A 15,532-nucleotide genomic window follows, 5' to 3' on the forward strand; every position below is an offset into this window, starting at 1 on the left:
GGCGCCCGAACGGCGGCGGAGGCCGGCCGGGCCCTGGCCCGGTGATCCGGGCTTCGTGTCTATTTCAGAAGCGAGGCGCGGCGGCGCTCAGCCGGGCGGCGGCGTTCCGCTCATGGTGACCAGCGCGTCGAACAGCCTTTGCTGGCCGCTGTCGCGCTCGGCGGAGAGCTCGGGGTGCCATTGCACCGCGATCAACTGGGGAAAGTCGGCGATTTCTATCGCCTCGATCACGCCGTCCGGCGCCCAGGCCACCGGCACCACGCCGTGGCCGGGGCGGTCTATCGCCTGGTGGTGCCAGGACTGGGTGAGGACTTCGGTGCCGATCAGGCCCGCCAGGCAGGAATCGGCGGCGACGCGCACCGGGTGCGGCGTCGGCACGCGCGGCGGCGCGCGATGGGGCACTGCCTCGCCCACCACGTCCGGCAGGTGCAGGTGCAGGCTGCCGCCCAGCACGGTGTTGAGGATTTGCAGGCCGCGGCAGATCGCCAGCGTCGGCAGCTTGCGTTGCAGCAGCGCGCGCGCCAGCGCGATTTCGGTGGCGTCGCGCTCCGGGCTGAGGTTGTAAATGGTCGGGTGGCCGTCGCGGTCGAAGCGGGCCGGATCGATGTCGCCGCCGCCGATCAGCACCACGCCGTCCAGCTTGTCCAGCCAGCCGTCCACCATCTCCGGGCCCAGCGCCGGCAATTGCACCGGCGCGCCGCCGGCGCGCACCACCGCCGCCACGTATTCCAGCGGCGTGTGGTAGCCGTGCTCGGGCGTGGCCGGGTAGGTGGTCAGGCCGATCAGCGGGCGCCTCATCACAGCCTGCCTTGCTGCGCGGCGAGGAAGATCGCGCGGTAGTCGTCGGCGGACAGGGGCAAGGGGTTGCCGCCGTCGCTGGGGTCGGCCTTGGCCATGCGGCCGATGTCGGCGGCGGCGTCCGCGCCGATGCCGATCTCCGCCAGGGTGTGCGGAATGCCCAGGCCGGCGCGCAATTGCAGCACCCAGGCCAGGAAACCGTCGAAGCCGGCGTCGGCCAGGCCCAGGTAGCGGGCGGCGGCGCTCAGCCGTTCGGCTATCGCCGGCCGGTTGCGCACCAGCACATAGGGCAGCAGCACGGCGTTGGCCAGGCCGTGGTGGGTGTCGAACACCGCGCCGATGGGATGCGCCAGCGCGTGCACGCCGCCCAGGCCTTTCTGGAAGGCGGTGGCGCCCATGATGGAACAGGACAGCATCTGGGCGCGGGCTTCCAGATTGCCGCCGTCGGCGTGGGCCGCCGGCAGCCAGTCGTGCGCCAGCCGCATGCCTTCCAGCGCCACGCCCTGGGCGATGGGGTGGTAGAACGGGGAGCAGAAGGCTTCCAGATTGTGCACCAGCGCGTCGACGCCGGTGGCGGCGGTCAGCGCCGGCGGCAGGCCGACGGTCAGTTCCGGGTCCGCCAGCACCAGCTTGGGCAGCATGGCCGGATGGAAGATGATGACCTTGCGATGCGCGGCCTCGTCGATGATCAGGGACGCTCGGCCCACCTCGGAGCCGGTGCCGGCGGTGGTGGGCACCGCCAGCGTGGGCGCGACGCCGGCGGGATCGACGCGCAGCCAGTTGTCGCCCACGTCCTCGAAGTCCCACAGCGGGCGCTTTTGTCCGGACATCAAAGCGATGGCCTTGCCTACATCCAGCGCGCTGCCGCCGCCGACGGCGACCACCCCGTCGTGGCGGCCGTCGCGGAAGGCGGCGACCCCGGCGTCGACGTCGCGGCCCACCGGATTGGGGCGCATATCGCTGAACAAGGCCGTCTCCAGGCCGGCGTCGCTCAGCAAGCTCCGCAGCCGGGCCAGCATCGGCAGCCTGGCCAGGCCGGGGTCGGTGACCAGCAGCGGGCGGCGCATGCCCAGTTCGCGGCACAGCGCCGGCAGCTCCACGGCGCGGCCGGCGCCGAAGCGGATGCTGGTCGGATAATTCCAGTTGCCTTGCAGTTGCATCGCCTTACCCCTTGAGATGGAAGGATTTGACCCGGGTCAGCTGCTGATAGCCCAACACGGACAAGGACACGCCGCGGCCGGTGTCCTTGACCCCGGTCCAGGCCAGCGCCGGGTCCAGGTAGTCGCAGCGGTTCATGAACACGGTGCCGGTCTCCAGTTGCTGGCCCAGGCGGACGGCGGCGTCGCGGTCCGCGGTCCAGATCGAGGCAGTCAGGCCGTAGGCGCTGTCGTTCATCAGCCGCAGCGCCTCCTCGTCGGAGTCCACGGCCATGATGCCGATGACCGGGCCGAAGCTCTCCTCGCGCATCACGCTCATGGCGTGGTCCACGTCCACCAGCACTTGCGGCGCCAGATAGGCGCTGCCCGGCGCGTCGGCGGCGAAATGGCCGGCCGGAATCAGCGCGCGTGCGCCGGCGGCCAGCGCCGCCTGGATCTGGCCGCGCACGAAGTCGGCGGCGCCGGCGCGCACCATGGGCCCCAGATTGGTGTCCGGGTCCAGCGGATGGCCGAAGCGATAGGTCCGGGTCAGCTCGACGAAGCCGTCGACGAAGTCGCGGTAGCGCTGGCGCTGCACATAGATGCGTTCGATGCCGCAGCAGGACTGGCCGGAATTGAAGAAAGCGCCGTCCACCAGGTTTTCTATCGCCGCCGGCAGATCGGCGTCGGCGCGCACATAGGCGGGGTCCTTGCCGCCCAACTCCAGGCCGACGCCGATGAAGCGCTCGGCGGCCGCCCTTTGCACCGCGCGGCCGCCGCTGACCGAGCCGGTGAAGGCGACGAAGTCGATCTCCGGCGCGGCCGTCAGTTTCAAGGTGGCGGCATGGTCCAGCTCCAGGGTCTGGAACACGCCGATGGGCAGGCCGGCGGCGGCGCAGGCCTGGCGGAACAGATCGGCGATCAGCGGGGTTTGCGAGGAATGCTTGAGCAGCACGCAGTTGCCGGCGGCCAGCGCCGGCGCGATGGTGTTGATGGCGGTGAGGAAGGGGTAGTTCCACGGCGCCAGCACCAGCACCGTGCCCAGCGGTTCGCGGCGCAGCCAGCGCTCGAAGCCGGGCTTGGGCGCGGGGTGGAGGTCGGCCAGCGCCTCTTCGGCGATGTCCAGCATATGGCGCGCGCGCTCGGCCAGGCCGCCGATCTCGCCGGGGGACTGACGAATGGGCCGGCCTATCTGGCGGGTGACGGCGTCGGCGCAGTCGCTCTTGTGGGCGATCAGCCAGTCCACCGTCCGGCCGATCAAAGCCTTGCGTTCGGCCAGCGGCGTGGCGCGCCAGCCGGCCTGGGCGGCGCGGGCGGCGTCCAGCGCGGCCTGGGTCTGGACCGGGCTGGTGTAGCCGCGCTGCAGCAGGGTGGAACCGTCCAGCGGGGTGATGACGGAGTAGTTTTCGCTCATTTAGATGATCTCGAAGTAGCGTTTCAATTCCCAGTCGGTGACATGGCGCTGGAACTCGCGTTCTTCCCATTCGCGGGTGGCGGCGAAGTGATCGACGAAGTCGTCGCCGAACCAGTCGCGGGCGGCGGCGGAGCCGCGCAGCGCCTGAGCGGCCTCCCACAAGGTGCGGTGAAGTTTCAAATGGGGCGGCGCGTCCAGCAGATAGCCGTTGGCGCTGACCGGTTCTTCCGGCTCGATCCGGTGTTCGATGCCGTAGAGGCCGGCGGCCAGGCCGCTGGCCAGCGCCAGATAGGGGTTGCTGTCGGCGCCGGGCAGGCGGTATTCGACGCGTTGCGATTTGGCGCTGCCGGGAATCGCGCGGATGGCCACGGTGCGGTTGTCCACGCCCCATAGCGAGCTGGTGGGCGCCCAATAGCCGGGCACCAGCCGGCGGAAGCTGTTGACCGTGGGCGCGGCCAGGCTCATGAATTCCGGCATCAGCCGCTGGATGCCGCCGATGAAGTGGCGCATCGCGTCGCTGATCGCGTGTTCGCGGCCCGGCTGGTGGAAGGCGCTGTCGCCGCCGTCGCGGCGGCGCAGCGAGATATGGATGTGGCCGCCCTGGCCGGATTGCTCCTGGTGCCACTTGGCCATATAGCAGAGCATGCGGCCCTGTTTCTCCGCCAGCACCTTGGAGAAGGTCTTGAAACAGACGGCGTTGTCGGCGGCGCGCAAGGCGTTGTCCACGCACAGCGCGGCTTCCAGCGCGCCGGGTCCGGTTTCCTCGTGCAGGCCTTCGATCGGCATCTGCATCCGCTCGCACAGGTCCAGCAGCGCGCGGTAGAAGTCGGTGTTTACCGAGCTGCGCAGAATGGAGTAGCCGAAGGCGCCGCTGCCCAGCGGCTTGGGGTGCTGGTACAGCCGCTGCTGCAGCGCGTCGTTGTCTTCGTCCACCGCCAGAAACTCGTATTCGAAGCCGGCCAGCACGTCGAAGCCCATGTCGCGCGCGCGCTCCAGCACCCGGCGCAGCAGGCCGCGCGGACAGAGGCTTTCCAGCCGGCCCACCACCTCGCCCTGGACGAAGATCATATCGCCTTCCAGCGGCAGGTCGCGGCAGGATTCGGGAATCAGCCTCACCTCGGCGTCGCCGTAGCCGCGGCCCCAACCGGTGAGCAGGGTGTTGTCGTACAACTTGTCGCCCACGTCCCAGCCGAACACCACGTCGCAGAAGCCGAAGCCGCCTTCCAGGGCGCACAGGAATTTGTCGCGCGACATGTATTTGCCGCACATCACCCCGTCCATGTCCACCAGACCCACCTTGATCTGACTCAGGCGGCGTTCTTCGATCAAAACCTTCAAATCCGCGATTGTCTTTACGTCGCGTGCTTCCATCGCTGTCTCTCCCTGATTGCCGCGGTCTGACTTCCCCGATACCGGCCGAGCGTTCATCGTCTGGCTTGCAACTGTCTGTTTTGGCGGTGATTTATCGCTGCCTTGTGGGCTGCTTTTTTGTCGCCGCCATGTTGTTTGGGTAGTATTATTCGTTAAAAAAAAATGAATCAAGCCAAATTTGTAATAAATATTAGAATCTGGGCGGCAGTGTGGGCGCAATGACACAATGCCGTTTTTACACCGGCGCTGTTATGCTGCGCGGCACGAGGGCAGTCGTGCATCGCCAAAGGGGCAACAGAATGAGCCAAAGCCGCTCGATCGCGGAGCAAGTCCGCGCGCTGTTCGAAGCGCTGACCCCCACCGAACGCAAGGTGGGACGGGCGCTGCTGGCCAACTATCCGGTGGCCGGCCTGGAAACCATCGCGCAATGGGCGCAGCGCGCCGACGTCAGCGGCCCGACGGTGCTGCGCTTGATCGGCAAGCTGGGTTTCGACAATTACGCCGCCTTCCAGTCCGCGCTGCGCGCAGAACTGGAATTGCGTTTGCAATCGCCGCTGATGCGCCATGATCCGGGACAGTTGCAGGGAGACCATGATTTTCTGGCCAGCCACGCCGAGCGCATCGCCGAGCTGATGCGCCAGACCGCGGCCCAGGTGCCGCGCGCCGAGTTCGACGGCGCGGTGGACCTGCTGGGCGAGCGCAAGCACCGGATCTGGCTGCTGGGCGGGCGGCTGACCGATCCGCTGGCGGCCTATCTTTGCCACCATCTGAAAGTGGTGCGGCCGGACGTGGTGCATTTGCGCGGGGTGCCGGCAAGCTGGGCGGATTCGCTGGTGGACATGGGCCGGCCGGACGTGCTGGTGATCTTCGACATCCGCCGCTACTGGGACGACGCGCTGCGCATCGCGGAAATGGCGGCGCAGCGCAAGGCCAGCGTGCTGCTGTTCACCGACCAGTGGCTGTCGCCGGTGGCGCGCGTGGCGCGCTATACCTTGGCGGCGCACACCGCCGGTCCGGCCGGCTGGGACAGCAACACGCCGCTGATGATGCTGGTGGACGCGGTGATCGCCGCCTTGAACGCGCGGCATTGGGACCGCATCAGCGGCCGGCTCAAGGAGGTGGAAGCGATGCGGGCGCGTTTGGGCGAAGGCGGCGAGGGCAACCAACGGGCGGCCGAGTGACAAGGGCGGAGCCAGCCTCTAAAATGTCGGCATCAAGCATTATTAGGAATATTTCATGCCGTCTTTCGATATCGTGTCCGAAGTGAACAAGGTGGAAGTGCGCAACGCCGTGGAGCAAGCCAATAAAGAGGTGTCCACCCGTTACGACTTCAAGGGCAGCGACGCCCGCATCGAAACCGGAGACAAGGAACTGACCTTGTACGCCGACGCCGAGTTTCAACTGGACCAGGTCAACGACATTCTGGTGAACAAGCTGTCCAAGCGTGGCGTGGACGTGCGCTGCATGGAGTATGGCAAGCTGGAAAAAGTCAGCGGCAACAAGGTGAAGAAAGTGCTGACGGTGAAGGAAGGCCTGGAATCCGATCTGGCCAAGAAAATCGTCAAGCTGATCAAGGACGCCAAGCTCAAGGTGCAGGCCAGCATCCAGGGCGAAGCGGTGCGCGTGTCCGGCGCCAAGCGCGACGTGCTGCAGGAATGCATCGCGCTGATGCGCAAGGAAATCGCCGACGACAAGGAAAACGGCTTCCCGCTGCAGTTCAACAACTTCCGCGATTGAACGCCGCCGCGCGACATGAACACGCGCGAAATGAAAAAAGGAGCCGACAGGCTCCTTTTTTCATTGCCGTTCCGCTTTAACAGGCGGCGGCGCGGCGCAGCTGCAGCCGCTCCCATACCAGCCGCGCCTGTTCCTCCTCGGCGGCGCCGGTGGGCGGCAGCGGCAGCCGGCATTGGCCCACCGGCAGACCCTGCACCCGCAGCATGGCTTTCACCGACATCGAAAACACCGAAGCGTCGGTGTTGGAGAAGGCGAAGGATTCCTGCAAGCCGGCGTTGACGCGCCGCGCCTGCGCCGTGTCGCCCTGTTCGAAGGCGGCGATCATGCGGGCGAACTCCGGCCCGGTCCAGTGCGTGGAGGTGCCGACCACGCCCACCGCGCCCACCGCCAGCAAGGGCAGGGTCAGCGCGTCGTCGCCGGAGTAGAGCGAGAAATGCTCGCCGGCGGCGGCCAGCAGCGCGGCCGCCGCGGCCGGGTCGCCGGTGGCGTCCTTGAAGGCGACGATATTGTCCACCTCGCGGAACAGCCGCAGCAGCACGTCGGCGGCGATGCGGCGGCCGGTGCGGCCCGGCACGTCGTAGACCATCAGCGGCAGGCGGGTGGCCGCGGCCACCGCGCGGAAATGGGCTTCGATGCCGGCTTGCGGCGGGCGGTTGTAATAGGGGCCGACCACGAAGACGCCGGCGGCGCCCAGGCCGGCGGCCTCGCGCGTCAGCGCGATCGCGTGTTCGGTGTGGCTGCTGCCGGTGCCGGCCAGCACAGGGATGGTGACCGCCTCGCTGACCGCGCGCACCAGATCGCGGCGTTCCTCGTCGCTCAGCGTCGGCGCCTCGCCGGTGGTGGCCGCCACCACCAGGCCGTCGCTGCCGTTGGCCGCCAGATGTCTGGCCAGTTGCCGCGCCGCGTCCAGATTCAGCCGGCCGGCTTTGTCGAAGGGCGTGACCATGGCGGTCAGCACCTTGCCCCAATGTTCTGTCATTTTGCTTCCTTTGTTCTTCTTGGCCGCCTTGGCGGCGGCTGGGGCCGATTCTACTCCTTATTGCGACGCCTTTCCCGCGGTTTCAGCCCAGGCAGGCCTTGAGCGCCGCTTCCAATTCCGGGCGCAGGGCCGTGAGGTCCGCGGTCGGTCCTTGGGTCAGCAAGGTCTGCGAAATGCTTCCGTAGCAAAGACAGTGAGCCATGCGCGCGGCGGCGTCCAGCCGCGGCGGCGGCTCGGCGGCGGCGGCCAATGCGGCGCGCCAGATATCCACGTATTGCTGATAGTGGCGGCGGTAGGCATCCAGCGAAGACACGCGTCGTTCCAGTTGGAACAGAGCGCTCCAGGCCGGCGCCTGGCGCTGGATCGTGTCGAGTTGCAGGGTCAGCAGCGCGGCGGCGATATCGCGACGATCCGCGCCTCGGCGGGCGGCGGCGCATTGGCGCAGCGCGCCGGCCAGCGCGTGCACATGCTGATGGATGCACAGCGCGGCCAGGCCGTCCATATTGCGCACGTACTGATAAAAGGTGCCGACCGCCACGCCGGCGACGGCGGCCACCTCGCGCACCGTGGTTTTGGCGTAGCCGCGCGTGAGCAAAACCTGAACAAAGGCCTGTTGCAGCGCGATCAGGCTGGCGCGCGAACGCGACTGGCGCGGACGCCGGCGCGTGGCCGGCGCGGCCTGTTCGGCTTGCTGCGCCGCGGTGGGGGAAACCCGAACATGTCGCATCGCCGCTTTCCTTATACTTTCGTCATGGCCGCGAACGCGGCGCGAGGAGACGGAACGATGATCTGGCAAACCCATGAAGTGAGCAACCAGTACGAAGAACTGGCGGATTACTCGCTGTACGACAGCGACCCGGCCTTGCGCGAGGCGCTGCGGCGCGCCGACGCGGGCTGGGCCGAGGCCGGGCTCAGCGCCTACGGCGAGCGCCTGGGGCGGGCGGACAGCTTCGAACTGGCCGAGCAAGCCAACCGCCATGCGCCGGAGTTGCGGGCTTTCGATCGCCGCGGCCGTCGCGTCGACCAGGTGGATTCCCACCCGGCCTGGCACCAGTTCTTGGCGCTGTATCGTGAGCAAGGCCTGGTGAGCCTGCCTTTCGACAGTCAGCGGCCGGGCCGCTGGACCGCGGCGATGGCCGGCCTCTATCTGCATGGCCAGGTGGAAGCCGGCAGTTTGTGCCCGGCGACGATGACCCAGGCCGCCATTCCCTTGCTGCGGCGCGAGCCGGCGCTGTGGGCGCCGCTGGGCGACAAGCTGTTCAGCCGCGTTCACGACAGCCGCGATCTGCCGCTGGAACGCAAGACGTCGGCCTGGATAGGCATGGGCATGACCGAGAAGCAGGGCGGCTCCGACGTGCGCGCCAACACCACCCAGGCGACGCCCTTGGGCGCCGGGGGCCGCGGCGGAGAATACCTGCTGCGCGGCCATAAGTGGTTCTGGTCGGCGCCGATGTGCGACGCCCATCTGGTGGTGGCCAAGACCGCCGACGGCGCGCCGTGCTGCTTCTATCTGCCGCGCTGGCGGCCGGACGGCGAGCGCAACGCGGTGCGGATCCAGCGCCTGAAGGACAAGGTGGGTAATCGCAGCAACGCCGGTTGCGAGGTGGAGTTCCAGGACGCCTGGGGCGTGCTGATCGGCGAGGAGGGCCGCGGCATTCCCACCATCATCGAAATGGCCGGCTACACCCGGCTCAACTGCGTGATCGGCAGCGCCGCGCTGCTGCGCCAGGGCGCGGTGCAGGCGCTGGCTTACGCGCGGCGGCGCATGGCCTTCGGCAAGCGGCTGGCCGAGCAGCCGCTGATGCGCGCGGTGTTGGCGGACCTGGCGCTGGAAAGCGAGGCGGCGCTGCAATTGGCGGCGCGCTTGTCCGAGGCCTTTGAACGAGAGGACGCGCCGGCGCAGCGGGGTTGGAAGCGCATCGTCACGCCGGCGGCCAAATTCTGGGTGTGCAAGCGCGCGGTGGAGCTCAGCGGCGAGGCGATGGAAGTGTTCGGCGGCAACGGCTATGTCGACGGACCGATGGCGCGCCTGTATCGCGAAGCGCCGCTGAATTCGATCTGGGAGGGCTCCGGCAATGTGATGTGCCTGGATCTGATCCGCGCGCTGCAGCGCGAGCCCGAAGCCTGGCAGGCGCTGCTGGAGGATTTGGCCGGCCTGTCCGGCGGCGAGCCGGCGCTGGCGGCGGCGCTGGCGCAATTGCGCCAGATGGCCGCCAGGCCGGCCGAACTTGAGCCTTTGGGGCGGCGTTTCGCCCAGTTGCTGGCGCTGACGGCGCAAGCCTGCCTGCTGGCGCGCCATGCGCCGTCGGCTTCGGCCCAAGGTTTTATCGCCAGCCGTTTGGACGACGGGCAATGGGGGCGGGTGGCCGGCGCGCTGAACGGAAGCCGGCTGGATATCGAGGCTATCCTGCAGCGCGCCTTGCTGATCTGAGTCGGACTCAGAGCGAGTCGCCCGGCACCCGCACCCAACCCTCCATCAACACCCGCGCGCTGCGGCTCATCACCGCCTTGGTCACCGTCCAGGCGCCGTTTTCCTGACGGGCTTCGGCGCCGACGCGCAAGGTGCCGGACGGATGGCCGAAGCGCACCATCCGGCGCTTGCCGCCGCCGGCGGCCAGGTTGACCAGGGTGCCGGGAATAGCCGCGGCGGTGCCTATGGCCACCGCGGCGGTGCCCATCATCGCGTGATGCAGTTTGCCCATGGACATGGCCCGCGCCAGGAGGTCGATGTCGGCGGCGCGCACCGGCTTGCCGCTGGAGGCGGTGTAGTCGGCCGGCGGCGCGACGAAGGCGATTTTGGGCGTGTGCTGGCGGCTGGCGATTTCTCCCAGCGTTTCAATCAAACCCATCTTCAGCGCGCCGTGGGCCCGGATGGCCTCGAAGCGCGCCAGCGCCGCCGGGTCGGCGTTGATCGCGTCCTGCGACTCGGCGCCGCTGTAGCCGATGTCGGCGGCCTTGACGAAGATGGTGGGGATGCCGGCGTTGATCAGCGTGGCCGGGAAGACGCCGACGCCGGGCACTTCCAGCGTGTCCACCAACTGGCCGGTGGGGAACATCGCGCCGCCGTCGCCATCGCCTTCATCGGCCGGGTCCAAGAACTCCAGCGCAATCTCGGCGGCGGGGAAGGTGACGCCGTCCAGCTCGAAATCCCCGGTTTCCTGCACCTGGCCTGCGGTGATGGGCACATGGGCGATGATGGTCTTGCCGATATTGGCCTGCCAGATGCGCACGCTGCACACGCCGTTGGCGGGAATGCGCGCCGGATCTATCAGGCCGCCGGCGATGGCGAAGGGGCCGACCGCGGCGGACAGATTGCCGCAGTTGCCGCTCCAGTCGACGAAGGCTTTGTCTATGCCGACCTGGCCGAACAGATAATCGACGTCGTGGCCCGGGCGCGAGGAGGGGGACACGATCACGGTCTTGCTGGTGCTGGAGCTGGCCCCGCCCATGCCGTCTATCTGCTTGCCGTAAGGGTCCGGGCTGCCGATCACGCGCAGCAGCAGCGCGTCGCGCGCCGCGCCCGGCCGGCGCGCGGCCTCCGGCAAGTCCTGCAAACGGAAGAACACGCCCTTGCTGGTGCCGCCGCGCATATAGGTGGCGGGGATGCGGATCTGGGCAGACTGAGTCATATGCTGTTTTTCCTGTGCTTGCGGCGGTTCCGTTGTCGGGACGCCGCTGTGTTCATTGTGTCCGGGCGTTTAGCGCTTGCCAGATCGCTTCTAGGACCGCGTCCTGATTGTGCAGAATATCGTTGTTCCAGAAGCGCATGACTCTGAAGCCCTGCGCCTGCAGCCAAGCGTCGCGAGCGGCGTCGCCGCGGCTTTCATGATGTTGGCCGCCGTCCGCCTCTATGATTAGCCGCGAGCCGAAGTGGACGAAATCGACGATGTAGGGGCCGATCGGCTGTTGGCGGCGGAATTTCTCGCCGTTCAGCCGGTGGGCGCGGAGCTGCTTCCAGAGTCGCTGTTCGGCGTCGGTCATATTGCGCCGTAAGGACTTGGCGAAATCGAGCTGGCGCATACCCCTCTCCCCAACCCCTCTCCCGCAGGGGGAGAGGGGCTTGCTGAGTCGTTAATGCTCTGCCGCTATTTCTGCCGCAACTAAGCTGTCATCTCAACTGCAGGCGGCAAAGCGATTTCGTGGCGTTTTTCTCTCCTGCAAGAGAGGATTGAAGTGTTTGCGCCTTACATTAAACGGCGACATCCCTACAAATACCGATAGTAAAACCGTCTTGTGGTATCTCCCCTCTCCCCTTGAGGGAGAGGGGCCGGGGGAGAGGGGTTCAGCCTCCCGCCCCCTCCAAAAAGTCCTGTGCGAAACGCTGCAGCACGCCGCCGGCCTCGTAGATGGACACTTCTTCCGCGGTGTCCAGCCTACAGGTCACCGGCGCTTGCTCCGTGCGGCCGTCCTTGCGGTGGATCAGCAGCGTCAGCTCGGCGCGAGGCTGGCGCTGGCCGATCACGTCGTAAGTCTCGCTGCCGTCCAGCGCCAGCGTCTTGCGATTGACGCCGGGTTTGAACTCCAGCGGCAGCACGCCCATGCCGATCAGATTGGTGCGGTGGATGCGCTCGAAGCCTTCGGCGACGATGGCCTCGACGCCGGCCAGGCGCACGCCCTTGGCCGCCCAGTCGCGCGAACTGCCCTGGCCGTAGTCGGCGCCGGCGATGATGATCAGCGGCTGCTTGCGCCGCATATAGGTTTCGATCGCCTCCCACATCCGCATCGTCTCGCCTTCCGGCTCCACGCGCGCCAGCGAGCCCTGGCGTACCGAGCCGTCTTCGTTCAACACCATTTCATTGAACAGCTTGGGGTTGGCGAAGGTGGCGCGCTGCGCGGTCAGGTGATCGCCGCGGTGGGTGGCGTAGGAGTTGAAGTCCTCCTCCGGCAGGCCCATTTTCGCCAGGTATTCGCCGGCCGCCGAGTCCAGCAGAATGGCGTTGGAAGGCGACAGGTGGTCGGTGGTGATATTGTCCGGCAGCAGGGCCAGCGGACGCATGCCGCGCAGCGTGCGCTCGCCGGCCAGCGCGCCCTCCCAGTACGGCGGGCGGCGGATATAGGTGGACTGCGGCCGCCAGGCGTACAGCGGGCTGGCCTTGGCGGCGCCGTCGCGCCGGATGGCGAACATCGGCTCGTAGACCTGGCGGAAATGTTCGGGCTTGACCGCCTGGCGCAGCACCGCGTCTATCTCCGCGTCGTCCGGCCAGATGTCCTTGAGCCGGATCTCCTTGCCGTCGGCGACGCCCAACACGTCTTTTTCGATGTCGAAGCGCATGGTGCCGGCGATGGCGTAGGCGATCACCAGCGGCGGCGAGGCCAGGAAGGCCTGTTTGGCGTAGGGGTGGATGCGGCCGTCGAAGTTGCGGTTGCCGGACAGCACCGCCGTCGCGTACAGATCGCGCTCCACGATCTCCTGCTGGATCTTGGGCTCCAGCGCGCCGGACATGCCGTTGCAGGTGGTGCAGGCGAAGGCGACGATGCCGAAACCCAGCTGTTCCAGCTCGGACAGCAGGCCGGCCTCCTTCAAATAAAGCTCAACCGCCTTGGAGCCTGGCGCCAGCGAGGACTTCACCCAGGGTTTGCGGGCGAGGCCCAGCCGGTTGGCGTTGCGCGCCAGCAGGCCGGCGGCGATCACATTGCGCGGGTTGGAGGTATTGGTGCAGCTGGTGATGGCGGCGATGATCACCGCGCCGTCCGGCATCAGGCCTTGGGCCTCCTCCGCGCGCGCCTGCGCCAGATTGACGGCGATGCCGCGTTCGGCCAGCGCCGACACCGGCAGCCGCTTGTGCGGATTGGACGGGCCGGCCAGGTTGCGGCCCACGCTGGACAGGTCGAAGCGCAGCACTCGCTCGTACACGACGTTTTGCAGCGTGTCGGCCCACAGTCCGGCGGTCTTGGCGTAGCTTTCCACCAGCCGGACCTGCTCATCGCTGCGGCCGGTCAGCTTCAGATAGGAGAGGGTCTGCTCGTCGATGAAGAACAAGGCCGCGGTGGCGCCGTACTCCGGCGCCATATTGGAGATGGTGGCGCGGTCGCCCAGGGTCAGCGCCGCCGCGCCCGGGCCGTAGAACTCCAGATAAGCGCCCACCACTTTCTGCTGGCGCAGGAATTCGGTCAGCGCCAGCACCACGTCGGTGGCGGTGATGCCTGGGCCGGGCTTGCCGGACAGTTCCACGCCGACGATGTCCGGCAGCCGCATCCAGGAGGCGCGGCCCAGCATCACGTTTTCCGCTTCCAGACCGCCGACGCCGACGGCGATCACGCCCAGCGCGTCCACGTGCGGGGTGTGGCTGTCGGTGCCGACACAGGTGTCCGGGTAGGCCACGCCGTTGTCGGCGTGGATCACCGGCGACATTTTCTCCAGATTGATCTGGTGCATGATGCCGTTGCCGGCGGGGATCACGTCGACATTGTCGAAGGCGCTCTTGGTCCACTCGATGAAATGGAAGCGGTCTTCGTTGCGCCGGTCTTCGATCGCGCGGTTCTTTTCGAAAGCCTGCGGGTCGAAGCCGCCGCATTCCACCGCCAGCGAATGGTCGACGATCAACTGCACCGGCACCACCGGATTGACCTGGGCCGGGTCGCCGCCCTGATCGGCGATGGCGTCGCGCAGGCCGGCCAGGTCCACCAGGGCGGTCTGGCCCAGGATGTCGTGACAGACCACGCGCGCCGGAAACCAGGGGAAATCGCGCTCGCGCTTGCGATGGGCGATCTGCTCCAGGCAGTCGCCCAGCAGCGCCGGTTCGCAGCGACGCACCAGGTTTTCGGCGTGGACGCGGCCGGTGTAGGGCAGTTGCTCCCAGGCGCCGGGGCGGATGGCGTCGACGGCGGCGCGGGCGTCGAAATAGTCGAGCCCGGTGCCGGGCAGGGGAATGCGGTAAGCGGAATTCATCATGTCTTGGCCAATTTGAAAATCAGGGGCGGGGGCGCGACGGCCCCCGGTCCGGTCAGCGCTGTTCCAGCGGCACGAAGACCTGGTCTTCCGGGCCGACGTAATTGGCGCTGGGGCGGATGATCTTGCCGTCCTGGCGCTGTTCGATCACGTGCGCGCTCCAGCCGCTGGTGCGGGCGATGACGAACAGCGGGGTGAACATGGCGGTGGGCACGCCCATCATGTGGTAACTGACCGCGGAAAACCAGTCCAGATTGGGGAACATCTTCTTGATGTCCCACATCACGGTTTCCAGCCGTTCGGCGATGTCGAACATCTTGCTGTTGCCGGCGGACTTGGACAGTTCGCGCGCCACGTCCTTGATCACCTTGTTGCGCGGATCGGAGATGGTGTAGACCGGGTGGCCGAAGCCGATCACCACTTCCTTGCGCTCCACGCGCTCGCGGATGTCGGCCTCGGCTTCGGCCGGGCTTTCATAGCGTTGCTGAATGTCGAAAGCCACTTCGTTGGCGCCGCCGTGCTTGGGGCCGCGCAAGGCGCCGATGGCGCCGGTGACGGCGCTGTACAAGTCCGAGCCGGTGCCGGCGATGACGCGGGCGGCGAAGGTGGAGGCGTTGAATTCATGCTCGGCGTAAAGATTGAGCGAGGTGTGCATCGCGCGCACCCATTCCTGAGACGGTTTTTCGCCGTGCAGCAGGTGCAGGAAGTGGCCGCCTATGCTGTCGTCGTCGGTTTCCACCTCGATGCGCTTGCCGTTGTGGCTGAAATGATGCCAGTACAGCAGCATCGAGCCCAGGCTGGCCATCAGCCGGTCGGCGATGTCGCGCGCGCCGGCCTGGTTGTGATCGTCCTTCTCCGGCAGCGCGCAGCCCAGCGCGGACACGCCGCTGCGCATCACGTCCATGGGATGGGCGCTGGCCGGCAGCGCCTCCAGCACCGCCTTCACCGCGGCGGGCAGGCCGCGCAGCGATTTCAGCTTTTTCTTGTAGCCGACCAGCTCGGCCTTGTTCGGCAGCTTGCCGTGAACCAGCAGATAGGCCACTTCCTCGAATTCGCAACGGCCGGCGAGATCGAGGATGTCGTAGCCGCGGTAGTGCAGATCGTTGCCGCTGCGGCCCACGGTGCACAGCGCGGTATTGCCGGCGGCGACGCCGGACAGGGCTACGGATTTCTTGGGTTTGATGCCAACAACGGTTTCGCTCATGCTT

General features: G+C 67.6%; 13 protein-coding genes. 3 read left to right on the top strand and 10 right to left on the bottom strand.

The genetic code is table 11. From position 1 onward, the window contains the following. Positions 1 to 87 precede the first annotated feature (87 nt). From AB1Z25_RS08665 to AB1Z25_RS08680, 4 genes are read right to left on the bottom strand one after another with little or no spacing between them, the layout of a single operon-like run. Positions 88 to 798: a gamma-glutamyl-gamma-aminobutyrate hydrolase family protein gene (locus AB1Z25_RS08665; protein ID WP_107799420.1), complete on the bottom strand. Its 711-nt coding sequence runs from the start codon at positions 796 to 798 to the stop codon at positions 88 to 90. After that, on the bottom strand, positions 798 to 1,958 hold the full coding sequence (locus AB1Z25_RS08670) for an iron-containing alcohol dehydrogenase (protein ID WP_486637035.1): 1,161 nt from the start codon (positions 1,956 to 1,958) through the stop codon (positions 798 to 800). The genes AB1Z25_RS08665 and AB1Z25_RS08670 overlap by 1 nt, the downstream gene beginning before the upstream one ends. Before the next feature lie 4 nt (positions 1,959 to 1,962). Next, complete coding sequence (locus AB1Z25_RS08675) at positions 1,963 to 3,348, bottom strand: aldehyde dehydrogenase family protein (protein ID WP_486637036.1); 1,386 nt, start codon at positions 3,346 to 3,348, stop codon at positions 1,963 to 1,965. Continuing rightward, complete coding sequence (locus AB1Z25_RS08680; protein WP_486637037.1) at positions 3,349 to 4,686, bottom strand: glutamine synthetase family protein; 1,338 nt, start codon at positions 4,684 to 4,686, stop codon at positions 3,349 to 3,351. Between the two features lie 332 nt (positions 4,687 to 5,018). Between AB1Z25_RS08680 and AB1Z25_RS08685 the strand changes: the two genes are divergently transcribed. Both AB1Z25_RS08685 and AB1Z25_RS08690 read left to right on the top strand, forming a co-directional pair. Further along, positions 5,019 to 5,900 carry a MurR/RpiR family transcriptional regulator gene (locus AB1Z25_RS08685; protein ID WP_158274281.1) on the top strand — a complete coding sequence of 294 codons (882 nt, stop codon included), beginning with the start codon at positions 5,019 to 5,021 and terminating at the stop codon, positions 5,898 to 5,900. 55 nt (positions 5,901 to 5,955) lie between these two features. Beyond that, entirely contained in the window at positions 5,956 to 6,456 is a 501-nt protein-coding gene (locus AB1Z25_RS08690; protein WP_019099884.1) for a YajQ family cyclic di-GMP-binding protein, read from the top strand. Positions 6,457 to 6,532: 76 nt separating this feature from the next. Here the strand turns inward: AB1Z25_RS08690 and dapA are convergent, their stop codons facing one another. Together dapA and AB1Z25_RS08700 are read right to left on the bottom strand one after the other, a co-directional pair. After that, complete coding sequence (gene dapA, locus AB1Z25_RS08695; RefSeq protein WP_486637038.1) at positions 6,533 to 7,435, bottom strand: 4-hydroxy-tetrahydrodipicolinate synthase; 903 nt, start codon at positions 7,433 to 7,435, stop codon at positions 6,533 to 6,535. A gap of 82 nt (positions 7,436 to 7,517) precedes the next feature. Beyond that, positions 7,518 to 8,162 carry a TetR family transcriptional regulator gene (locus AB1Z25_RS08700; protein WP_486637039.1) on the bottom strand — a complete coding sequence of 215 codons (645 nt, stop codon included), beginning with the start codon at positions 8,160 to 8,162 and terminating at the stop codon, positions 7,518 to 7,520. Positions 8,163 to 8,219: 57 nt separating this feature from the next. Between AB1Z25_RS08700 and AB1Z25_RS08705 the strand changes: the two genes are divergently transcribed. Next, the gene (locus AB1Z25_RS08705; RefSeq protein ID WP_486637040.1) at positions 8,220 to 9,866 is read left to right on the top strand and encodes an acyl-CoA dehydrogenase family protein; all 1,647 of its coding nucleotides are present in this window, start codon (positions 8,220 to 8,222) and stop codon (positions 9,864 to 9,866) included. Between the two features lie 7 nt (positions 9,867 to 9,873). On the opposite strand, the gene prpF is transcribed toward AB1Z25_RS08705, so the two are convergent. From prpF to prpC, 4 genes are all read right to left on the bottom strand, one after another. Next, entirely contained in the window at positions 9,874 to 11,064 is a 1,191-nt protein-coding gene (gene prpF / locus AB1Z25_RS08710) for a 2-methylaconitate cis-trans isomerase PrpF (RefSeq protein ID WP_486637041.1), read from the bottom strand. 52 nt (positions 11,065 to 11,116) lie between these two features. Beyond that, positions 11,117 to 11,455 carry an endonuclease domain-containing protein gene (locus AB1Z25_RS08715; RefSeq protein WP_474456356.1) on the bottom strand — a complete coding sequence of 113 codons (339 nt, stop codon included), beginning with the start codon at positions 11,453 to 11,455 and terminating at the stop codon, positions 11,117 to 11,119. Between the two features lie 262 nt (positions 11,456 to 11,717). Then, positions 11,718 to 14,324 carry a Fe/S-dependent 2-methylisocitrate dehydratase AcnD gene (gene acnD / locus AB1Z25_RS08720; RefSeq protein ID WP_486637346.1) on the bottom strand — a complete coding sequence of 869 codons (2,607 nt, stop codon included), beginning with the start codon at positions 14,322 to 14,324 and terminating at the stop codon, positions 11,718 to 11,720. Between the two features lie 55 nt (positions 14,325 to 14,379). Then, on the bottom strand, positions 14,380 to 15,528 hold the full coding sequence (gene prpC, locus AB1Z25_RS08725) for a bifunctional 2-methylcitrate synthase/citrate synthase (RefSeq protein WP_253314898.1): 1,149 nt from the start codon (positions 15,526 to 15,528) through the stop codon (positions 14,380 to 14,382). Positions 15,529 to 15,532: the final 4 nt, after the last annotated feature.

The organism is Chromobacterium sp. HL1, from assembly GCF_057418835.1.